This window comes from Bdellovibrio sp. BIS2 (genome assembly GCF_055398295.1).
In genome coordinates this window covers 986327-1007724 of record NZ_AP035879.1, presented here as the reverse complement: position 1 = coordinate 1007724, position 21398 = coordinate 986327, and the positions used below count along the sequence as shown (strand labels likewise).

The following is a 21398-nucleotide window of genomic DNA, read 5'->3' as shown; positions in this document are numbered from 1 at the left end:
ACTACAGCGGAGTGATTTCTTTTAAAACATCCGCCAAAGCTGACATAGCAGCTTCATTTTCATGATCGCGCCCTACACTCAAACGCAGATGCGTCTTGAACCCATAGTTCAATAGCGGTCTCATGATAATCCCACGACGTAACAAGGCTTCGTTCACCTTGGCGGCGTCGCGGAGAGTGTCAAACATGACAAAATTTCCCTGAGATGGAATGTACGGCAGGCCTAATTCTTCTAACTTCTTGTAGAAGTAATCAAGCCCTTTCCAGCAAATCTGCTGCGATCGCTCAATAAATTCTTTATCTTGCAGAGCCGCATTTGCAGCCACTTGCGCTAAATCGTTGACATTAAATGGTTTGCGCACACGGTTAAAGACCTCCACAACCTCGGGCGGCGCGATCATCGCCCCCAGGCGGAAACCCGCCAGGCCATAGATTTTGGAGAAAGTGCGAAGAACAATCAGGTTTTTATACTGTCCCATATAACCTTGTGCGGATGCATAGTCTTTGGCACGCACAAATTCGTTATAGGCCTCGTCGAAAATAATCATCACATCGTCGCGGTTACCGACTTTCTGAAGGAAAGCCTCCACTTCCGCTTTGGTCGCGTAGGTGCCGGTAGGATTGTTGGGATTAGAGACAAAAATCAAACGGATGTTTTTTTCCGGGTGTTTCAGGAAATAATCCGCAATCGCCGGCAGATCAAAGCGGTATCCTTCCGCCATTGGAACTTTGTGGATCACGGCACGGTTCGCCGGAGCGCTGACTTCATAGGCATTAAACGCTGCCGCAGATGTCAAAACACCGTCATGGTGCTCACAGTAAATACGGCACAACAAATCAATCAGTTCGTCGCTGCCGTTGCCAATAGCAAGTTGTTTTGTCGGGAAGCCCCATTCTTTCGACAAAGTCTGCAAAAGCTCATAGTGGGATGGATCCGGATACAGGTGCTGATGATCCAAAGCCTGCTTCACAGCCGCCATGGCTTTCGGGCTGGGACCCAAAGGATTCTCGTTACTTGCGAGCTTGTAGACCGTTGTGAGCCCGTACTCACGTTGGGTCTCGGAAATCGGCTTTCCAGGTTTGTAGGGCACCAGATTCAAAATTTCGGGAGAAATCTTCACTTTAGAATCCTTTTCTTAGAGAGAATACTTTGCTATACCTGTCCGACTAAGACTTAACAACATTCCAGTGCAATTTCAATAGAGAGCGTTCGAAAATGCAAAACAGCCTCGTGCTCGGCGTGAGCGTCGGTGAATCTTTCGCCGAATTCTCACTCCTGTCAGACTCCAGTCCCCTTGCGCAAAAGAGAGTGTTTCACTCTCGTGAAAGCCTTAAATCCTCACTGTCCCAGTTCATCGCGCCCCATGGAAAAATCCAGAAGGCTTTCATCAGCCTGCGCGTTCCCAAAAAACTTTTGGACTACAAACTGAGTGGCGCTGTGGCTCACGTCAGCACCGAAGGACTGGAACACTGGCTGGATCTTTGCGGAACTCCCGCAGCGCTGACCAGCAAGGATCTGCAATTTGCTCTGCGTGAACGCGTGCGCGCAGACGGCAGTGTGGAAACCGCATTGCAAACCGAGGAACTGGAAGCCATTGCCGCAAAGCTTGAACTGATGAGCTGCAAAAAAGTCTGCCTGAACCTGTTGCACTCTGCGACCAATCCCGTGCATCTGAACGCGGCGACAAAATTCTTCACCGAAAAAGGCATTGAAGTGTTTGCTCCGGCCAGCAGCGACAACCCTCACGAAGTCACTCGCTGGACTCAGAATGCCCTGAACGCCACTCTTTCCGGCGTTTTTGCGGACCTGAAAAAAGACGTGTATGCGGGCCTTGAGTCCGCACTGGATAAAAAAGACATTCACTTCCTGGATGCCGGCGGTGAACTTTTCCAGGAAGAATCCGGAAAAGAAATCAGCAGCCAGTTTGCCGCTTCCACCGCCCTGGGGCTTTGGAACAAGTCCTTGGGGTCTGATGTTCTGTATCTGGGCCTTGAATACTTCACTTTGATTTCTCCGACCCGCTGGGCAGCCCAATGGAACAGTTGCTGGGGACCGGTGGAGCTACGCCACGTAAAAGTAAAAAATCTGGGCATTCAACCCACTTTGGGAATTGGTTTGAACGGCTTTGAGCGTTTTGACTTCCTGACTCAGGAAGAAGGCTGGGAACCGGGGCCGATGTTCCTGGGTCGCGGGCAAAAAATGAGTCTTTTGGATCTGTGGTCCGAAAATCCAAAGCTTTCCAAACTGGAAGGCCTGGAAGACCGTGTTTCCGCCCAGGGAATTCAGCGCTTTAAAACCTCCCTGCTGACTCTTTCCAAAATCAGCACGTTCAAAGACAATGACTTCAATCATCTGACCAAAGAACTGCAAAGCCTGTCCGTGCAAAGACTGGCGGTGGAATCCTTCCTGCAGCGTGATCAGCAAAAGTTATTGGTGACGGGTCCTTTGGCGGCGCTGTTTGCCAATATCTTCAAAAAAGATCCGCACACAACAGTGGCAGCTGATGAATTCTGTGAATCCGCAGCCACGGCCCTGTGGGGCATGAAAGCCCTGAAGGAGTCCAAATGAACTATCAAATCGAACTTCTGCATTCTTTGCTGAATCAATTCCTGGTGGGCGAATCCGCACTGATGACTTTGGACGGTGATGTCCTGGGTGTGCGCGGTCAGCAACCAGTGACCTATGGCACACTGACCACCGCGGCCGGCACTGCGGCGAAGTACCTGAAACTTCAGGAAGGCGACATCGCCCTTTTGAATGACCCTTACAGCGGCGGAAGCCTGTTGTCCGAGATGACTTTTGTCATGGCGGTTTCAGAGGATCTTCTGTGGGTTTCGCGCCGTCCTTTGGACACCCAGGTGAAAATCGTCAAATCCATCGAAGAAGAAGGCCTGCGCATTCCGCCGACACCCCTTCGTCAGAAAAACCAGTTGAATGAAATGATTCTGGCAGCCATGCAGGCCCATCCGGCCTGCCCCGCTGATTTCGTGCCTTGGCTGAAAGCCCAAGTGGCTGATCTGACCGCCGGTGCAAAAAAACTGGTGGATGCGATTGAGCTGACGGGTTTCACTGTGACCGGCGAGCTGATCGAAGACTATCTGCGCATCTCGAAGAAAGCGGCGACGAAAAAGATTTCTGAAAGCGCTTCGGGCGAAGCCCGCGTGGATGTGGTTTTGGACAGCGGTGAACTGCTGCGCCTGAATATGGAAATCCAGGATGGCAAGATCTCTTTGGATTTCAGCGGCACCACGGCGGCCAAAACAGTTTCCATGACGGAATCCGCGACCTATGGCGCCTGCTTCCATGCCCTGAGCCGTCATTACGGATTCACGGACCTGGCGAATTCCGGTTCATTCTCTGTTTTGCAAATCACCAAACCTTCCGGCTGCTGGCTGGTGGGTAAATATCCAGCGCCGACTTTCAAAGGGATGACCTGCGGGGTGGCGGCGTTGCAGTCCGCAATCGAACTGGCGCTGGCACAAATTCACCACAAACAGGAATCCTCATTGGGCAGCCACTGTGCCCTGCAATTTGATCTTCAGTCCGGCAGCAAACATGCACTTTTGACTTTGCCAGGCGGTGAAGGCGCGAAAGCGTCCCGTGACGGCGTCAGCGCGCATCTGGATACAATTTCTTTGGAACAACTGGAACGCGATTTCCCGATCAAGGTTCTGCGTGTGGATCAACGCCACTCTAACGGTGGCAAAGGCAAATTCAACGGCGGTCGTGGTGTGGTGATGAAGATCGAGGTGTGCGGAGACCTTTCCGCCACCTGGATGACCGACCTGACCTTGCATCGCCCCCGCCTGCTGAAAACCTGCAGCCATGGCGATCCAGCCGAAGTCACCCTGGAACAAGGTGAGGTGGCAAAATCACTTCCCGTTTTGGGACAGCAAAAATTTGCGGCTAAAGACATCCTGACACTTTGTTCAGGTTCTGGTGGCGGCTATGGTCGTGCAGAATAACAAAGGACTCTAGCGAGAGTCCTTTGTCGGTGATAACATATCAGGCATGAAACACCTTTTTATGTTTTTCGCAGCATTGGGTTTGTTAGTGGGCCTCAACTCTGAGGCCAAGACACCCCCGTCTGCCAAGAAAGGAAACACCGTGAGTACGTCTGAAGTGGCCTATCTGGCCGGCGGCTGTTTTTGGGGCATGGAAGATTTGTTGCGCAAACTTCCGGGCGTCACCCAAACGGAAGTTGGTTACATGGGCGGCGAAACCAAAAATGCGACCTACAATCTAGTAAAAACCGGCACGACTAATCACGCCGAAACCGTGAAGATCACCTTCAACCCGGAAAAGATCACCTATCAGGATCTGCTGCTTTACTTCTTCAAGATTCATGATCCGACGACGAACAACCGTCAAGGCAATGACATCGGCACCCAGTATCGCAGTGCCATTTTCTATACCTCTGATAAACAAAAAGATGAGGCAGAAATTGTAAGAGCTCGTGTGGACAAGTCAGGAGCCTGGAAAAGTCCCGTGGTTACTCAGATCATCAAAGCTGCCGATTTTTGGTCCGCGGAAGAGTATCATCAGGATTATTTACAAAAGAATCCAGGTGGATACACTTGTCACTTCGAACGTAAAATCGAATTTAAGCAGTAAAAGGTTACATATAAGAAAGGTCCTTCTTTTGTCCGTGCAACTTGTGGAACCGCACAGTATTGCATAAGGGTAAGTAAGGAGAGGGGCCTTATGCACCTGAGAGTTCAACAAGCACTTGTCGCATTGATTCTGTCAGCAACTGTCTTCGTGTCGGGGCACGCCCGTGCCGACGTGATCTCTTTCCGCTCTGATTTCTGGTGCCCTTACGTTTGCAATCCTGATTCTGAAACTCCCGGTTATATGGTGGAAATCGCCCGCACCGTTTTTGAAAAACACGGCCACAAGGTGCAGGTGAAACTTTCCAACTGGGTTCGCGCCATCAAAGACACCCGCAGCAACCGCGTGCAGGGCCTGATGGGTTGCAGTGTGGTGGATGCACCGGACTTTATCTATCCCAAGAAATCTTTGGGCATCATGAAAAATGCCTACTTCGTCCCTAAGAACTCCACTTGGACTTACAAAGGCCGCCCGTCTTTGCAGGGCATGAAAATCGGCGTGATCAATGGCTATACCTATGGTGACAGTGTCGACAACCTGATCCGCTCCCGCCATCGTTCTTTCATTCCGTTTTCCGGGGATCGCCCGCTGGAGCAGGTCATTCGCATGATGCAGGCCGGACGCCTGGATGGTTTTATCGAAAATCCGGTGGTGCTGCAGTACACGTCCGTGTCCGCCAAGATCACCATGGAAAATATGAAAGTTGCAGGCTGGGTTGAAAATCACGATCCGGCGCTTTACATCTCTTTTTCGCCGAACAATCCGAAGTCGCAGGAGTACGCAGAAATTCTGACTCGTGGGGTGGAGGAACTTCGCCGCAGCGGAGAGCTGCAGCGGATTCTTCAGAAGTACAACCTGAAGGACTGGGAACAGCCCTCAGGGATTTCATTAGGTGCTTTGGACAACCTTGGCTCCAGTTTCCTCAAGAGCCCGCTTAATCCGTTCAACATGTTCAATGCTCGTAGTCTCTAGAACGAAGTCGATGCGGGTTTCACGCAAGGAAAGCCCCTTCGACACACGGTCATGACGAACTTCCAGGATATTGGCTTTTTGGGAAGCAATCGCCTGGGTCAAACGGCTCAGATTCCCCGGCAGGTCATCCACGATCACGGACAATTCACACAGTCTTCCACGCAGAATCTGACCGCGGTCGATGATCTTGGAAACGATATTCAAATCGATGTTACCACCGCTGATAATCACGCAGGTCTTTTTCCCCAGATCCAGGCCGCGGGACATGGCTGCGGCCATCGCGGCGGCACCGGACCCTTCGGCCACGGTTTTGGCTCTTTCCATCAGGAACACAATCGCCTCAGCGATTTCGTCATCACTGACAGTCACAACCTGATCGACATATTTGGAAATGAAATTATCCAGCATCACCTGCGACGGATTTTTGATCGCAATGCCGTCAGCAATCGTTGCCGCCCGTTTGATCTGGGACAGCGGCTGTTTGTTATAAAGATGCGCCATTCCCGGTGAACGGTCACTTTGCACGCCGATCACCCGGATTTTTGGATTGATGGCCTTCACCGCCAACGCCACACCACTGATCAGACCGCCCCCACCGATGGGAACAATCACCGTGTCCAGATCCGGAACCTTTTCCAGGATTTCGATCCCGATAGTTCCCTGACCTGCGATCACATGCGGATCCTGGTACGGATGAACAAAGGTATAGCCGTGTTCTTTTTCAAGTTTCTGAGCGTGCTCGAAAGCCTCGTCGTAAATTTCGCCCTTCAGCACAACATTGGCGCCGTAATCCCGGGTCGCAGAGGCTTTGCTGATCGAGGCTGTTTCCGGCATCACGATGGTGGATTTAACCCCGGCCAGTTTTGCTGAAAGTGCTACGCCCTGAGCGTGATTTCCGGCAGAGCTTGCCACCACACCACGGGCTTTTTCATCGGCCGTCAGATTCGAGATCTTGTTATAGGCCCCGCGGAATTTAAAACTGCCCGTGCGCTGAGTGTTTTCAAACTTCAGATACACTTCGCTTTTAAGCAGGTTGCTGGCACTGATGGAATGGCTCATTTCTGTGGGACAGATGATGTCTTTCAGAAGTTCACGGGCTTTTTGGATGTCTGCAAAGCTGACTTTCATTTTGGATCAGGACTCCCAATACACAGTTAATCCCCACACCGGAGGATACTCTTTATGGGGCAAACGATCGGACGACACCCTTACTCCAAGGCTGGAGTAAAAATTCGAATCGGTCATGCCCATGGCCCTACTCTCGTCGAAAAAATAGAAGGGTGCAAGGTGCTTTCCACAGCATTCACAGGTCGTCACAAGCTCCCCGTCAGCCGAGTTTACGGTGTCGCAGCGGTGGCAGCGACGAAAGTGTGTAGAGTCCGACATACGTGCTCCTTTGAAAGATTCATTCATCTTAGGCCCGTCCACAGACCCCAGCAAGAGGCGGTCTCAATTTAAGCTATTGAAATGACGTCACAAAATGACTAATGACTTTTCGCGTTATGCGCAATTTGAGGCCGTTTACAAGCATCCCGAGGCTGTGTCGCGAAGTCGCCCCAATTCTGGACTGCAAAGGCACCGAGGGAATTTGCGCGCGTCTGTTAGACAAGCATGCGAAAGAACGATATTTTAATCGGACTGTTGAAAGGGTCCCTATGAAAACCACACTCGTAAAATCGCTATTCAGAGAAACAGAAAAGCATCTGGACAAAGAAGTCTATCTTTCCGGATGGGTTCGCAAAATCCGCGACCAAAAGAATTTCGGCTTCATCGAACTGAATGACGGCACCTTCTTCAAAGGTGTGCAGGTGGTTTTTGATACTCATCTGGCAAACTTCGCTGATGTTGCAGCTCTTTCCATCTCCAGCTCGGTACTGGTGACTGGCAAGGTTGTAAAATCCCAGGGCGCGGGTCAAACATTTGAAGTCATGGCTTCCAAAATCGAGATCGTGCAAAAAGCCGATCTGGAATACCCGCTGCAAAACAAACGTCACAGCATGGAATTCCTGCGCGAGATCGCACACCTTCGCCCGCGCACCAACACCTTCAGCGCGGTCTTCCGCGTGCGCTCTGTTTTGGCTTACGCAATTCACAAGTTCTTCAACGAACAGAACTTTGTGTACGTGAACACGCCGATCATCACCGGCTCTGATGCGGAAGGTGCGGGCGAGATGTTCCGCGTGACCACACTGAAACTGGACAAACCACCGCGCAAAGAAGACGGCAGCATTGACGCCAGCCAGGACTTCTTCGGCAAGGAAACCAACCTGACTGTGTCCGGTCAGTTGAACGGTGAAACTTTCTGCGCGGCTTTCCGCAACATTTACACGTTCGGCCCGACATTCCGTGCGGAAAACTCCAACACCTCCCGCCACGCGGCCGAGTTCTGGATGATCGAACCCGAGATCGCCTTTGCTGACTTGACGGCGAACATGGAACTGGCGGAAGACATGATCAAGTACATCATCCGCTACGTGATGGAGCAATGCCCGGAAGAAATGGAGTTCTTCAACCAGTTCATCGAAAAAGGCCTGTTCGACAAACTGAACAACGTCCTGAACAACAACTTTGCGCGCGTGACTTACACCGAAGCCATCGAGATCCTGCAAAAATGCGGGAAGAAATTCGAGTATCCGGTTCAGTGGGGCATCGACATGCAGTCTGAACATGAACGTTACCTGGCTGAAGAGCACTTCAAAAAGCCGGTGTTTGTGACGGATTATCCGAAGGACATCAAGGCTTTCTATATGAAGCTGAACGAAGACGGCAAAACTGTTCGCGCCATGGACTTGCTGGCTCCGGGCATTGGCGAAATCATTGGCGGATCCCAGCGTGAAGACAATCTGGAAAAACTGGAATCCCGCATGAAGCAAGTGGGCCTGCATCCGGAAGAGTATTCCTTCTATACGGATCTGCGCCGCTATGGCAGCTTCCCGCACGCGGGCTACGGCCTGGGCTTCGAGCGCATGCTGATGTACGTGACTGGAATGGGAAATATCCGCGACGTGATTCCGTTCCCGCGCACACCGAAGAACGCTTTGTTCTAGTAACTTTCAAAGGGGATCACCGGATCCCCTTTTTTATTTCTGTTTCGGATCGGGAAACCGCCCCTGAAAATCTTCTTTACGATTTCATCCACCCTGACAGTGGAAGCCCCCTCAGCCTCACCACAATCAACTTATACGCGGTACAAATATTGAAGCCTTCCTCAAGAGCCACACATTCAACTTCAGGAAAGGTATCTCAGAGTAAGACAGCATGACCGCAACACTTCGCACGTACTTTCATTAACAATGAGTGATTTAGGCAGGACCTTCGCCCGGTTTGCGATGCAAACGCTTCACCTTTTGGACAGAAGACCGAAGAGCCCCTAAGGAGTATCAATTTGAATTTATTGAGTCGAGCACTGCGCATCACTGTAGCCCTGATTCTGAGCGGAAGCTCAGCGCTGGCCGATATTCCTCAAGAGCTGCAGGATGTGGTCTTCTCTGGAGACCTGAATGCCCGCTCCTCGGTTGATTTCCGCGGCAAAGCCAAAAACCTGGTGTCCGTGGTTCCCAAAGATTCTGAAGGCACCGTTTTGGAAACCCGCAAACTGAAGCGCACCGGTTCGTATGGTGTCAAGGTCCGCATCACAAAAGTGGGCGGCGGTAAAACTAAAACCAAAGAAGGCGATGAGGTCTGGGTTTATTTCTCTCAGAAAGATCCATGGCTGGCTTTTAAAGACAAAGACGGTTCCGAGGTGCAGGATCCTGAAGTTGCACTGACTTCCCGTGCGATTCGCGATGGGGAAGGCATGCCGGTGGAAGGAACTGAAGCCCGCCCGACTCTGCCGACCAAAGAAAGTGTAAAAGCCAATCAGATGCCGGAAGTGGATCCGAACCTGGCCAAGAACAAAGATCCTCGTCAAACCGAGGGTGGCTTTATCACGACTTGTAAAGACTGCTCCACGACCAAACCCAGTGAAACTGCACAACGCAATCTGCAGAACCTGGATGACGTCCGCAAAGAAGTCAGCCGGTCTTCAAGCACATCGATTCCCAAGAATGCCGCGGCCGGTAAGTGGTCCGATGATCCAATGATCATGGGTTATTCTGAAGGCAAAGAAGTCAAAAACACCATTCGTTACGGGATGAGAAACAAACGCTCCCGTTCTACAAGTTACTGTTACCGCTATGTCAAACGTGCCCTGATGGGTGGTGACATGATTGATCGTTATCCGCCTGGAGGCCATGCCCGCGATGCGGTCCGTGACCTTAAAGCCCAGGGCATGATCAATCTGATGGACAATCCCAAGTACCGCAACATGATCAAAAGTCCTGCGGATGTTCCAAAAGGCGCAGTGATCGTCTATCATAATGGTACCAAAGAATCCGGTGACGTTCAGATCAAGACGGACTGGGGTGATAACGGTGGATTTGTCAGTGATTTCTATTCCAACAATTCATTCCTAAGCTCTCCTAAAGCGCGTCGTTACGCGAAACAGGGTAAGCCGTACCGAATGATCGGCGTGATGATCAAACCGTAAGAAGGGAAAGTACAATGAGAAAATTCGCACTTATTGCCATCCTTTGTTCCTTCTGCGCAGCCCCTGCAATGGCGGCTGATGCGGTGACTGCTGAAGTGTCAAAACTGCAGGCTTTGAAGCTTGAAACCGTCAAAACAGCGGACGAAAACACCAAACTGACTGAAGCCGACATGAAGGCACAGGATGAAGTGTTTGAAGCTCTGGAAGGCGCGGTGCAAGCGGCCGTCAAAAAAAACACACCCGAACTGGATGCCGAGATCCTGCGTGTGACTGTGGAAATGCTGAAAAAAGATCCGACACAGTTCGCAGGTGAAATCGTGCTGCCACTGTATGAGAAAAATAAAAAAAGCTTCCTCGAATCACTGAAGAAGCTTTCCCCGTCTGACGCCAAACTGGTCGAAGACGCTGTCAAATCCGCCGCGCGCCAAAAGCGCTACGGCAACGGATAAATCCTAAACGGAAGCAATCTCGCTGAAAGACTTTGCTTCCAAAGATGCTCCCCCGACCAGGAAACCATTCACGTGCGGTTGTTTGATCAAACCCGCCGCATTGTCCGGCTTTACGCTGCCACCATAAAGAATCGGTGCCGTTTCAAAACCCAGTCCTTTTAGAATATTGAAAACGTCGGTGTGGGTTTCCGCCACCTGTTCCGGCGTCGCCACCTTCCCCGTGCCGATTGCCCAAACCGGCTCGTAGGCAATGACCACAGGTTTGGATTTGTCGGCCTTCGCCAGACCCAGATTCAGTTGAGTTTCCAGAACACGGAAAGTTTTTGCAGACTCGCGCTCTTGCAGGGTTTCACCAATGCACAACATTGGTGTCAGGCCCAGGCTTTGAACGAAAGCGACTTTGTCTGCCACCAGGGCATCGCCTTCACCAAAGATCGCACGGCGTTCGCTGTGACCGATCAATACGTAGCTGCCGCCCAGATCCTTTACCACTTGCGCAGAGTTTTCGCCGGTGAAAGCACCTTGTGCCTGAAAATAACAGTTCTGTGCACCAAACTTGATGCTGGAACCTTTCAAAGATTCACTGGCGGCTTCCAAAGAAATCGCCGAAGGGAAAAAGACCACTTCCCCCGTTGCTTTCCCCGCCAGTTCCTTGAACTGAGCAAAAAACTCACGCGTTTCTTTTGGAGATTTAAAAAGCTTCCAGTTAGCAGCAAAAATCTTTTTCATAACGTCTATCCTTTAAGGCTGGTCAAAAGGGTTCAGATGCAAGGCGGAGGTGAGCCCTCGCAGCGCAGGCGTGCTCCAAGCACGTCGGAGCGAGAAGGCCCGCCGACAACGAAGTCAGATGGGCCCTTTTCACCAGCCGTCCTTAGCGAATTCTGGTGCGTAGGATTTCAAGACCCGGCAACTTGTCGCCCTGAAGGTATTCCAGAGACGCACCACCACCAGTGGAAATGTGGGTCATTTTCCCAGCAAAACCGGAAGCTTCCGCCGCCGCTGCAGAGTCACCACCACCCACGATCTTAACTGCGTTGCTTTCAGCAATGGCTGCTGCCACACCGAAAGTGCCTTTTGCGAAGGCCGGATTTTCAAAGATGCCCATAGGGCCGTTCCAGAAAATAGTGCCCGCTTCACGCAAAGCCGCAGAGAAGTTCTTGATGGATTTAGGACCGATGTCCACACCCAGCTCGTCTTCTGCGATCGCCACATCATTGGTCACATGCGCGTGCGCTGTGTCCGTGATGCCTTTGGTCGCCACATGATCCACCGGCAACAAAATGGTTTTGTTGCGGGCTTCAATACGCTCGATCATTTCTTTGGCGTATTTCAGTTTGTCATTTTCAACCAAAGATTTACCGACTGGCAGGCCCTGAACTTTCAGGAAAGTGTACGCCATCGCGCCACCCACGATGAAACCGTCAACAACGTCCATCAGGCGTTCGATAACTGCGATCTTGTCAGAAACCTTCGCACCACCCATCACCGCGATGTACGGGCGTTTTGGGTTTTGCAGCAGGGAATCCAGCATCGTGATTTCCTTTTCAATCAGGAAGCCGATACCTTTGTCCTTCATCACTGAAGGCAAAGCATGAATGGTCGCGTGAGCGCGGTGAGAAGCACCAAAAGCGTCGTTGATGTAAACGTCGCAGTAGTTGGCGATCTTTTGCGCGAACTCGATGGAATCTTTTGTCTCCCCTTCTTCGAAACGCACGTTTTCAAGAAGGATCAACTGATTTGGTTTCAGAGAAGGCAAAAGGTGTTTTGGAGCGTCAGAGTCCGGTTCTTCCACCAGAATCACTTCCGCATTCAAAAGATCCTGCAGGCGCTTTGCCACAGGCTCCAAAGAAAACTCTGTGTCGTCTTTGGATTTGGGACGACCCAGGTGGGAAGCCATAACCAGCTTCGCTCCTTGTTCCATGCAATACTTGATTGTCGGCAAAGATGCCGTGATGCGGTTTTCGTCCGTGATCTTGCCGTTCTCCATTGGAACGTTCAAATCCAAGCGCAGGAAAACAACTTTCCCTGCCAACTCGAAATCACGAACTGTCTTGATGCCTTTAAGACCGTTAGCCATGAATTAAAGACCTTTCTTCTGCATGTGCAAGGCAACGTCCACCATGCGGTTGGAGAAGCCAGTTTCATTGTCGTACCAGGAAAGAACTTTCACCATGCGCGGGCCCACAACCATGGTTGTTGCCAGATCGACGATGGAAGAATGTTTGTTGCCGTTGAAGTCCACGCTGACAAGCTCGTTGTGTTCTACTGCCAGAACACCTTTCATCGCGCCTTCAGAAGCTTTGATCAAAGCTTCGTTCACGGATTCACGGGTTACGTCTTTCTTTGCAGTGAATGTGAAATCCACCAAAGAAACGTTCGGAGTCGGAACACGCACGGAGATACCGTCGATCAGACCTTTCAGCTCTGGCAATACCAGACCCACGTTTTTCGCAGCCCCGGTTGTTGTCGGGATCATGCTGACCGCCGCAGCACGGGCACGGCGCAAATCGCTGTGAGGAGCATCCAGGATCTTCTGGTCATTCGTGTAAGAGTGAACAGTCATCATGGTACCGTGTTCGATACCGAAGGTGTCGTTCAGAACTTTCGCCAAAGGCGCCAGGCAGTTTGTCGTGCAAGACGCGTTAGAAACCACAACGTGCTTGGATGGATCGTAAGATTCGTGGTTGATACCGTACACCATTGTGATGTCCGCACCTTTTTCAGCAGGGCCGGAAACCAAAACGCGTTTTGCACCAGCAGAAATGTGCTGCATGAAATCTTCGCGTTTTTTGAATGCGCCAGTGCACTCAAGAACAAGGTCGACGCCCAGATCCTTCCAAGGAACTTCGGCTGGATTGCGGGTTTTGGAAACAGCGATTTTTTTACCGTTTACGATCAGGTTGTGACCTTCAGTTGAAACGTCAGCGTTGAACACGCCGTGGGCAGAGTCGTATTTCAGCAAGTGAGCATCACCTTCGATGCTGTCCAGAGAATTGATTCCGACGATATCGAATTTTTCAAAACCCGCGCGGAAAAGAACACGACCAATACGACCAAAACCGTTGATACCAACACGCAACTTAGACATGAGTGAGCTCCTTGTTTTAAACCCACTCAATATCGGCTTTTGGAGACTAAAAAGCCAGTCTAGACACTGTTAGTCATAGACTGGCTTTTAGTGAAAATTACTTAAAATTTCCGCTCTCAGGGCCGCCTTGGGCGGCACTGATGTTTTTTAGTAACGGCTGACTGTCAGGGAAGGACGGTCTTCGCTGGAAATCGCCTTCACAAGTACGTCGGCAACGCCACCCATGGACTCAGCACGAATGTCGATCACCTGAACGCGCTCACGCAGGTTCAAGTTCTCGGAAATCGCCGTATCACCCGCGTAAACAGTGCCCGTGTTAGTCAGTTCACGAACCTGGATGCGACGGTTGGATTCTGTATACACAGTCGTGTCGTGGATTTTAACACCCGCAGCCAAGCCACGGATCTCGATACGATCCAAAGCAATTGGGTAGCGCAGGGTCACACGGAACCACTCACCACCCGTGCGGCGGGTGATCTGGCTGATCTGAGCGGTGCCTTCATAACCGTGGCCATACTGACCACCCGGAGCTGGAGGAGGAGTTGGGCGAGTCGGAGCCGGAGTAGGACGGATTGGTTCGTTGTTATGACGACCACCACCGTTGCCACGGCCATTGAAGCGAACTTCCGTTTCTTTTACTTCATACCAGGAACCATCACGGCGGGAGCATGCATATCCGCGGGTTTCTTCGGTGCGGTCACGCAGATAGATGATGGACGTGTATTCACGGCAGTATTCGCCCGTGCGGTTGTTGTAACCTTCACGAGTGGAAGTGAAGCTGCCGCGCGCACCCGTGCGGGAACCATAATGACGACCATCCCAATCACGACGGCTGCCCAGGTTGTCCTGCAAAGAGCGTCTTTGTGCTTCTGCCAGAGCCTGACGATCAGCTTCATCCAAGTCCTTGCCGACTTTGGAGCCAATCAATGTTCCAGCTACAGCTCCGATAATGATAGCTGCTTTGTTGCCGTTCCCTTTACCGATTTGCGTACCGATACCGCCACCGATGATACCACCAATGATACCGCCGATAACTTCCTTATTCGCAAACGCAGGGCTTGTATATTGTACAAGGGAAGCGACAATTACTGATCCTAGAACGAGGTTCTTTTTCATAAAGTCTCCTTAAAAGACTGATTAGTGAATCCGTTGACCCTATATCCAAACTTTGTGCCAAGAAAACCAGTGTCAAAAGGGAACCGAAATTCCCTTAAAACCATTTTAACGAGCCGCGATCTCTTTCATCGCAGCAAAGTGGTTGTAAAGAAGTGAATTGTACGAGTACGCATTCTTGCGACCTTCAAAGTGCTTCACCAGATCAAAGCGCTGCAGGCTGCTCATGTGAGGCACCAGACGGCGCAGACTTCCTTGAGACAACTCGACACCTTTGCGGATGATGGCAGCGTAAGAATTATACCCTACAGAATTGTATGAATAGGAATTCATCTTTCTGTGGTTTTCATCCAGTTCCTCATCGATCTTAACAAAGGTCTTGTCCAAGCGACGAACTTCCTGCTCATAGTAGTTCGGGGCCGCAGCATAAACCTGCTGAGCCATCTTGCTGTAGGCGTTGTATGGAACCGAATTGTAGGAGTAGGTGTTCATTTTTCCTACATACTCATCCCCGCGAGCCAGCAACTGAGCTGTGGTTCTGATGTCACAATCCAACGCCAGTTTAAGACCGTTTTCCATCGCGCCGAAGATCGCTCTTCCCACCTCAGAGTACGCATTGTACTGAGTGGAGTTGTACGACTGCTGATTCATTTTCTGGAAGTAAAGGGCGCCCAAAACCTCCAGTTTTTCCATCTTGGTTTCTTTGGCTTCATTGCTTTTTGCGATCTGAACCATTCTGGCCGCTGTTGCTTTCAGCTCACGGTCGGCCATGTTGTATTCCACGGAATTGTAGCTGGCTGCGTTCTTTCGGCGCGACCAAGCATCCATTTCCACATCCTGTTGCTCCAGACTGCGAGTCACATCGGCACGACGAACGCACGCATAATTGCCACCACCATGACCATCATTATTGCCACCGCCATGGTGCCCACCGTTGTGACCGCCATTGCCGTTGCCACCCGGTTGTTGCGGCACATTCCCCAGAACCAGTTGCGGACGGCTGTCCGTGGAAAGAGCCGTGACACGAATATCGGCATAACCACCATAGGATTCAGCCAGGATGTCGATAGCCACGATGCGGGAACGCAGGTTCAGATTTTCAGAAACCGCGCGGGAACCCACACCGAACACCGCTGTGTTGCGGAATTCACGGATGGAAACACGCTGGCCGTCTTCAGTGATCACACTGGCATCGTGAATTTTCAAACGCATTGCCAACGCCGCCACTTCAATGCGCTCCAAAGAAACCGCACGACGCAGACTGATGCGATACCACTCCCCGCCTGAACGACGGGTCACACCCTGAATCTCAAGAGTGCCTTCCTGAAGATACTGACCCGGAGGAGGTGGCGGCATCGGCGGAGCCTCGGGATAACGACCCGGGCGGTTGTCATTGTGTTGTGCCATCGCAGGGTGTGCCGCCTGCAGTACTGCTGCAGCAGCCAACATTCCAAGGATCAGTTTCTTTTTCATAACAATCTCCGAAATTGCAAATATTGATATTACTGGTTTTAAATTAAAATCTTCTTATTTGGACAGGCGAGAAACATCTGTGTAGCTCGCATCACTGTAACCGTCGTATTTCACCAGGGCATAACCGTTGGTGTAAACCGAACGAACCGTGCCGGCGTACTGGCCGTTCAGGATCACCCGGTTGCCAGTGCAGATGTTTTTATGACAATCCGCCTGACGTCCCAAACGATCCACTTTGATGAAGCTCAGGTCACTGTAACCATCAAACTTGATAGAGGCCGTGCCATCAGCAAACACCTCGCGCACGGTTCCGACATAATAGCCCGAACCGTTATTGAACAGCACGCGAGTGCCGCCGCTGTAACCCTTCACAGAAGACACCACTTTCACCAGACGCGAAGTCTTGATGAAGCTGTATTCACTGTAACCTTCAAATTTGATTTTCGCGGTGCCATCAGCATAAATTTCAGTGACACGGCCCAGATAATTTCCGCTGCCATTATCGAACATGACTCGCGTGTCCACACAAATATCGCTGGCGCAACTCTGTCCTTTCATCAATCTTTTATGGTCAAGGAAGCTCAGGTCGCTATATCCGTCAAACTTGATGGAAACCATTCCGTTTACAAACGTCTCGCGCACAGTACCCGCATAGTAACCGCTGCCATTATTGAAGATGATTCTTTCACCCACACAAACAGATCCCGCACACTGCGCGGACTTGGTCAGTTTTGTCGATTTGATGAAAGATGGATCGCTGTAGCCTGGGAACTTCACCTGACGAACGCCGTTGGCGAAAACCATGCTGATCATACCCACATACTGATTTCCATTATCGAACAGAACGCGGTCACCGACACACTGAGTGGCCTGGCAGTTCATTGAGCGTGCAAGGTCTTTCAGGTCCAGAATAGAATCCTGGCTGTAACCCGGGAAGCTCACGCGGGCTTTACCGGACACGAAGATCTCTTTCACTGTGCCGACATAGCTCGTGCCGTTGTCAAACAGAACCCTATCACCCACAGCAATAGCCGTGGATTCTTGAGTGCGACCCGGAGCCGGAGGAGCTGTCGGCGTCACTGGTTGCGCGACTGCCGGCCCCTGCGCCGTCATACGTGGTACACCCAGATCAGAAACCGCTTTCACGCTCAATTCACTGATACCACCATAGGACTCAGCGCGGATTTCTATTGCAGTCACTTTCTGGTTCAAATTCAGATTGCCGGAAGACGCCGTGGCGTTGATATCCAAAACAGCGGCGTTACGGTACTCGCGAACATCCGAGCGCTGGCCATTTGCCAGAATCAAAGTCACCTCGTGAATTTTCACGCGGGCATTACGCCCTTTGATTTCCATATTTTGCAAAGTCAAAGCCTCTGCCAGAGTGATCTTGCGGATCTCACCGTCTTTCTTACGGGAAATCTCGCGCACCTGAACCTCGCCCGTGTACTGGCGCTGCACCGTGGACGTGGCAGTTGAAGACGTCGTCGTGGTCGTTGTATCTGCCCCTTGCTCTTTCGGTGGCTGCGGGAATTCCATGCCGCCGCCGACATCATCAAAGCCCGGCAGGTCCGAAATAATGTCTGCATGAGCATTTTGCATCATGGAAAGTGTCGCAAGCACAGTGGCAATCAACCGACGTTTCATAAAGACTCCATACTGTTTTGGTTCCGCAGGCAGTAATCCAAGGTTCGTGCCGCCTGCGGGCGGCCTCAAGCACCGATAAATTTGTTTTAAAGCTGGTCACCTGTCTCATTGGTGGACAGGGGGCGCCCAAGGGCACTTCCGACTATCTGGCGCGGGACAAGACTGTATGAGGACGCAGATACACCTTACCGTCGTCGTCATCTCGAACCGAGATCAAGCCACCGGCATAAGCTCCTTCTACACGGCCCGCATAGTAGCGGCCATTGCTCAGAGTGGACAGAACACGATCACCGCGGCAGAACCCGTTGGCACATTTCATCTCTTTAAATACGACATTGTGCTGACGTGCATAGGATTTACCATCATCGTCATCGCGCACATAGATCAGACCATTGGAATAAACACCCGTCACGGACCCGAAGTAGTACTTGTCACCGGACTTCGACATCACACGGTCTTTAATGCAAAGACCTGAACTGTGGCACTGCACGGACTTAAAGACGATCTCTTTTGTACGGGAGTAAACCTTACCATCGTCATCGTCACGCACAAGGATCACACCATTGGAGTAGATGACATCGATAACGCCACTATAGTATTTCGTGCCATCACCCGACCGGGAAAGAACGCGGTCTTTCACACACAGGGACTCCAGGCAGCTCAAGCGGCGATGAATGACCTTGATATCACGGAAATAGTCCTTGGAATCATCAGCATCACGCATCTTCACCATGTTGTTGGAATAGATCGCAATGATCTTACCCACATAGGCCTTGGCTTGAGAACCCACTGGATAGGCCATGACCTCCTCACCTTCACACAGGCCGTTAGAAGCGCAGGAAATGCGTTTACCCACAGAGGAAATATCACGAACGTAGGTTTTGCCATCGTCCTCGTCACGAACCAGGACTTTGCCATTGCCATAAACTTCGACAACACGGCCGTCATAGTATTTGCCTTGAGAACTTACAGACACCACCACGTCACCGGATCTCAAACGAGTGTCCACCGGACGGCTTGGCTGAGTTGGCTGAGTCGGACGATTCGGCTGCGACGGCGGGGCCACAATCACCGGGCGCTGCACAGACATGCGAGGAACAGCTCTGTCCCCCACGGCTTTCAAAGAAATCGTCGCGGCATGGGAATAAGACTCCATACGCAGCTCAATAGTGCGAATGTCGTCATTGATATTCAGGTTTTCAGACGTCAACTGGGTGCCCGTCTCCAGAACATTGCTGTTATGGAACTCACGGATCATGTAGCGCTGACCGCCCACGGTCATCACGGTCGCTTCATGGATTTTCAGACGGCTGGATTGCACGGTCAGTTCCAGATACTTCAGGTTTGTCGGCTGCACCAGATTAAAGCGATAGGCTTCACCGCCGGACTTGCGGCTGATCTGATCCAGGTTCGCCACGTCGGTATACTGACGGGTCACACCTTCATTGGGCATCGGCGGAGGAGGCGGACGGAACGTCTGTCCTTGAGAACCACCGTCCTCAAAGCCTGGCAGGTCCGAAATAATCTCAGCGTGAGCTGAGGCCTGAATCAAAGTCACAGCGGCAAGCAAACCCGCCACCCATTGTGTGTTCTTCATGGAAACGCTCCTGTTTTAATAGACAGAGCGAATTATTCCAAAGTTCGTGCCTCCACAATGGTTCCTAAATAAGCTCTAATTTTGAGCTCGGCATTTTTTACTGACTCAGAATTAGACAGCAGGTCCTTTTTCGGCGGCGCTCCCAAGTCCTCATGGGAACTGTGTTTTTGCAGCTTTCAGAAAGAAAACGGGTGACCCCGCAAAGGGTGCGATAGCAATTGAGGATCACATCAAGGAGTCACCCCATGAATTCATTTAAAAGCCCCTCCCCGGCCCTAACAACCCTGGTTGCCGCCTTGGCCGCGACCCTCGCCCTGACGGCCTGCAGCCCACGTTCTTTCGGGCCCGCAGCGGAAGAGCCTGCAGACACGTCCCAAACCGGAATTATTAACGGAGACCCGATTCGGGAACGCGGCACTCAAGCCGCCCGAAGTGTGGTGCTGATTGAGATGGTCAACAGACATAATCAGGTTCTGGCATTTTGCACCGGCACCCTGATCGCCCCGCAGACGGTGCTTTCCGCCGGACATTGCTTTGATGACAGCATCAAAGGCATGACGGGATTCAATATCGTTTTCACGAACAACTATGAAATCTTCGGCCGCAAGATGCTGGTGCGAGAAACCACCCGCCGGGGACTGGCGTACAAACACCATCCAAAATTTAACTCCACCAAACTTTATGATCATGACATCGCCATTGCGACCTTTGATGGTGGGATTCCGGAAGGCTATTCCACCGTCAGTATAGACACCGACACCAAAGGGAATTATTCCGGGCGAAGTGTTTACGTCTATGGCTTTGGGCGCTCTAAGGACTATACCGGTAAGCCCAATGAAGACCTCTTTGCATATCTGGGGCAGCTTCACCGCGGCGTCATGCAGATTGATTCCCAGTTCAATCGCTACGGCGACCGTTACTGGTTGAATTCAAAGGTTCCGGTGTTCATCTGTCAGGGGGATTCTGGCGGGCCGCAGTTTTCACATGAAAACGGCGTGCTAAAAGTGATCGGGGTTAATTCCGCAGTCTATGGCAAACGCCTGCCGAACGGACAGGTCAGTTGTGCTGGCATCGCCCAGGCCACCAAGGTGGCACCCTTTGCACCGTGGATCAAAACCACGCGAGCTCAGTTGCTGCAAGCTACCACTGAATTTTCGGGAACATTTTCAGAGCATTGATACGCGTCTGTTCACACAATTGTTCAAGGCTGATCCCTTTAAGGTCAGCCACGAACTTCGCCGTGTGAATAACATAAGCCGGCGTGTTCTTTTTCCCGCGCATTGGGATCGGCGCCAGGAACGGTGAATCGGTTTCCACATGGATACGGTCCAGCGGCAGCATCTTCACTGTCTCGCGCAAAGAATCGGCACTTTTGAATGTCACCACGCCGCTGATAGAGATATTAAATCCCACATCCAGAGCCTGACGAGCCAGCCATTCCGTGCCGGTAAAACAATGGATCAGGCCATTCACTTCACCTTTGAATTCTTTTAAAATCTCGATGGTGTCCTCTTCCGCATCGCGGGTGTGAATTTCCACCGGCATTTTGGTTCGGCGGGCAATTTCCAGCTGTGCGCGGAAGGCTTCCTTTTGAAGTTCACGCGGGGAATTATCGTAATAATAATCCAGACCGATTTCACCGACAGCCACCACACAAGGCTCAGTGACATGTTCTTCGATGAATTTGCCGGCGGCTTCTGTATAGGTGCCACCGTCATGAGGGTGAACGCCCAGTGTGCAATACACTTCCGGGTAATATTTGCGGGCGATGTCCAGAACGATCGGATGGTCTTCCGGCTGGGTGCCGATGGTGATGATCTTCTTCACGCCCACGGCTTTCGCATTGTTGATAGCGGCTTCAACACCCTCTTCGAGCATATTCAAATGTGCGTGAATATCGATCCATTCCATATTTCTAGT

18 protein-coding genes are annotated in these 21398 nt (G+C 51.4%); 8 read left to right on the top strand and 10 right to left on the bottom strand.

What is annotated here, in order from left to right; all coding sequences use genetic code 11:
* Nucleotide 1: 1 nt before the first annotated feature.
* Complete coding sequence (gene hisC / locus ACZ520_RS04910) at nt 2-1120, bottom strand: histidinol-phosphate transaminase (protein WP_088565947.1); 1119 nt, start codon at nt 1118-1120, stop codon at nt 2-4.
* A gap of 188 nt (nt 1121-1308) precedes the next feature.
* Between hisC and ACZ520_RS04905 the strand changes: the two genes are divergently transcribed.
* From ACZ520_RS04905 to ACZ520_RS04890, 4 genes are all read left to right on the top strand, one after another.
* Nucleotides 1309-2568 carry a hydantoin utilization protein gene (locus ACZ520_RS04905; RefSeq protein WP_464127674.1) on the top strand — a complete coding sequence of 420 codons (1260 nt, stop codon included), beginning with the start codon at nt 1309-1311 and terminating at the stop codon, nt 2566-2568.
* The gene (locus tag ACZ520_RS04900) at nt 2565-3965 is read left to right on the top strand and encodes a hydantoinase B/oxoprolinase family protein (RefSeq protein WP_374032289.1); all 1401 of its coding nucleotides are present in this window, start codon (nt 2565-2567) and stop codon (nt 3963-3965) included. Before ACZ520_RS04905 ends, ACZ520_RS04900 begins: the two co-directional genes overlap by 4 nt.
* Nucleotides 3966-4011: 46 nt before the next feature.
* Nucleotides 4012-4614 carry a peptide-methionine (S)-S-oxide reductase MsrA gene (gene msrA, locus ACZ520_RS04895; RefSeq protein WP_088565950.1) on the top strand — a complete coding sequence of 201 codons (603 nt, stop codon included), beginning with the start codon at nt 4012-4014 and terminating at the stop codon, nt 4612-4614.
* 90 nt (nt 4615-4704) lie between these two features.
* Nucleotides 4705-5583 carry a substrate-binding periplasmic protein gene (locus ACZ520_RS04890; protein ID WP_088565951.1) on the top strand — a complete coding sequence of 293 codons (879 nt, stop codon included), beginning with the start codon at nt 4705-4707 and terminating at the stop codon, nt 5581-5583.
* Here ACZ520_RS04890 and ilvA read toward each other — a convergent pair.
* Nucleotides 5500-6711: a threonine ammonia-lyase gene (gene ilvA / locus ACZ520_RS04885; protein ID WP_088565952.1), complete on the bottom strand. Its 1212-nt coding sequence runs from the start codon at nt 6709-6711 to the stop codon at nt 5500-5502. The genes ACZ520_RS04890 and ilvA overlap by 84 nt on opposite strands.
* A 527-nt stretch (nt 6712-7238) precedes the next feature.
* On the opposite strand from ilvA, the gene asnS reads away from it, so the two are divergent.
* From asnS to ACZ520_RS04870, 3 genes are all read left to right on the top strand, one after another.
* Nucleotides 7239-8630, top strand: a complete 1392-nt coding sequence (gene asnS, locus ACZ520_RS04880; protein WP_088565953.1) for an asparagine--tRNA ligase — start codon at nt 7239-7241, stop codon at nt 8628-8630.
* Between the two features lie 338 nt (nt 8631-8968).
* Nucleotides 8969-10111, top strand: coding sequence for a hypothetical protein (locus tag ACZ520_RS04875; RefSeq protein ID WP_464127673.1), 1143 nt, complete (start codon nt 8969-8971; stop codon nt 10109-10111).
* A gap of 14 nt (nt 10112-10125) precedes the next feature.
* Nucleotides 10126-10560, top strand: a complete 435-nt coding sequence (locus ACZ520_RS04870) for a phosphoenolpyruvate carboxylase (RefSeq protein ID WP_464127672.1) — start codon at nt 10126-10128, stop codon at nt 10558-10560.
* Between the two features lie 3 nt (nt 10561-10563).
* Here the strand turns inward: ACZ520_RS04870 and tpiA are convergent, their stop codons facing one another.
* The 7 genes from tpiA to ACZ520_RS04835 form a co-directional block, all read right to left on the bottom strand.
* Nucleotides 10564-11289, bottom strand: coding sequence for a triose-phosphate isomerase (tpiA, locus tag ACZ520_RS04865; RefSeq protein WP_374032286.1), 726 nt, complete (start codon nt 11287-11289; stop codon nt 10564-10566).
* Nucleotides 11290-11431: 142 nt separating this feature from the next.
* A complete protein-coding gene (locus tag ACZ520_RS04860) occupies nt 11432-12637 on the bottom strand; it encodes a phosphoglycerate kinase (protein WP_464127671.1) in 1206 nt (401 codons plus the stop codon).
* A gap of 3 nt (nt 12638-12640) precedes the next feature.
* Complete coding sequence (gene gap, locus ACZ520_RS04855) at nt 12641-13648, bottom strand: type I glyceraldehyde-3-phosphate dehydrogenase (protein ID WP_011163580.1); 1008 nt, start codon at nt 13646-13648, stop codon at nt 12641-12643.
* 147 nt (nt 13649-13795) lie between these two features.
* Nucleotides 13796-14764: a beta-sandwich domain-containing protein gene (locus tag ACZ520_RS04850; RefSeq protein WP_464127670.1), complete on the bottom strand. Its 969-nt coding sequence runs from the start codon at nt 14762-14764 to the stop codon at nt 13796-13798.
* Between the two features lie 105 nt (nt 14765-14869).
* Nucleotides 14870-16234, bottom strand: coding sequence for a beta-sandwich domain-containing protein (locus tag ACZ520_RS04845; protein WP_464127669.1), 1365 nt, complete (start codon nt 16232-16234; stop codon nt 14870-14872).
* 54 nt (nt 16235-16288) lie between these two features.
* The gene (locus ACZ520_RS04840; RefSeq protein WP_417870070.1) at nt 16289-17881 is read right to left on the bottom strand and encodes a beta-sandwich domain-containing protein; all 1593 of its coding nucleotides are present in this window, start codon (nt 17879-17881) and stop codon (nt 16289-16291) included.
* Nucleotides 17882-18023: 142 nt separating this feature from the next.
* Nucleotides 18024-19478, bottom strand: coding sequence for a beta-sandwich domain-containing protein (locus ACZ520_RS04835; protein WP_088565961.1), 1455 nt, complete (start codon nt 19476-19478; stop codon nt 18024-18026).
* A 245-nt stretch (nt 19479-19723) separates the two neighbouring features.
* Here ACZ520_RS04835 and ACZ520_RS04830 point away from each other — a divergent pair, with 245 nt between their 5' ends.
* Nucleotides 19724-20656: a S1 family peptidase gene (locus tag ACZ520_RS04830; protein ID WP_088565962.1), complete on the top strand. Its 933-nt coding sequence runs from the start codon at nt 19724-19726 to the stop codon at nt 20654-20656.
* Here ACZ520_RS04830 and ACZ520_RS04825 read toward each other — a convergent pair.
* Entirely contained in the window at nt 20619-21389 is a 771-nt protein-coding gene (locus ACZ520_RS04825) for a TatD family hydrolase (protein ID WP_088565963.1), read from the bottom strand. The two genes, ACZ520_RS04830 and ACZ520_RS04825, sit on opposite strands and share 38 nt — an antisense overlap.
* Between the last annotated feature and the right edge of the window lie 9 nt (nt 21390-21398).

Excerpts from the sequence above, each read along its gene's own strand:
- tpiA (WP_374032286.1), bottom strand. The coding sequence starts at position 11,289 with ATGAAAAAGATTTTTGCTGCTAACTGGAAGCTTTTTAAATCTCCAAAA.
- ACZ520_RS04870 (WP_464127672.1), top strand. The coding sequence starts at position 10,126 with ATGAGAAAATTCGCACTTATTGCCATCCTTTGTTCCTTCTGCGCAGCC.
- ACZ520_RS04830 (WP_088565962.1), top strand. The coding sequence starts at position 19,724 with ATGAATTCATTTAAAAGCCCCTCCCCGGCCCTAACAACCCTGGTTGCC.
- msrA (WP_088565950.1), top strand. The coding sequence starts at position 4,012 with ATGAAACACCTTTTTATGTTTTTCGCAGCATTGGGTTTGTTAGTGGGC.
- ACZ520_RS04825 (WP_088565963.1), bottom strand. The coding sequence starts at position 21,389 with ATGGAATGGATCGATATTCACGCACATTTGAATATGCTCGAAGAGGGT.
- ilvA (WP_088565952.1), bottom strand. The coding sequence starts at position 6,711 with ATGAAAGTCAGCTTTGCAGACATCCAAAAAGCCCGTGAACTTCTGAAA.
- gap (WP_011163580.1), bottom strand. The coding sequence starts at position 13,648 with ATGTCTAAGTTGCGTGTTGGTATCAACGGTTTTGGTCGTATTGGTCGT.
- ACZ520_RS04890 (WP_088565951.1), top strand. The coding sequence starts at position 4,705 with ATGCACCTGAGAGTTCAACAAGCACTTGTCGCATTGATTCTGTCAGCA.
- ACZ520_RS04900 (WP_374032289.1), top strand. The coding sequence starts at position 2,565 with ATGAACTATCAAATCGAACTTCTGCATTCTTTGCTGAATCAATTCCTG.
- ACZ520_RS04845 (WP_464127669.1), bottom strand. The coding sequence starts at position 16,234 with ATGAAAAAGAAACTGATCCTTGGAATGTTGGCTGCTGCAGCAGTACTG.
- ACZ520_RS04850 (WP_464127670.1), bottom strand. The coding sequence starts at position 14,764 with ATGAAAAAGAACCTCGTTCTAGGATCAGTAATTGTCGCTTCCCTTGTA.
- ACZ520_RS04835 (WP_088565961.1), bottom strand. The coding sequence starts at position 19,478 with ATGAAGAACACACAATGGGTGGCGGGTTTGCTTGCCGCTGTGACTTTG.
- ACZ520_RS04840 (WP_417870070.1), bottom strand. The coding sequence starts at position 17,881 with ATGAAACGTCGGTTGATTGCCACTGTGCTTGCGACACTTTCCATGATG.
- asnS (WP_088565953.1), top strand. The coding sequence starts at position 7,239 with ATGAAAACCACACTCGTAAAATCGCTATTCAGAGAAACAGAAAAGCAT.
- ACZ520_RS04860 (WP_464127671.1), bottom strand. The coding sequence starts at position 12,637 with ATGGCTAACGGTCTTAAAGGCATCAAGACAGTTCGTGATTTCGAGTTG.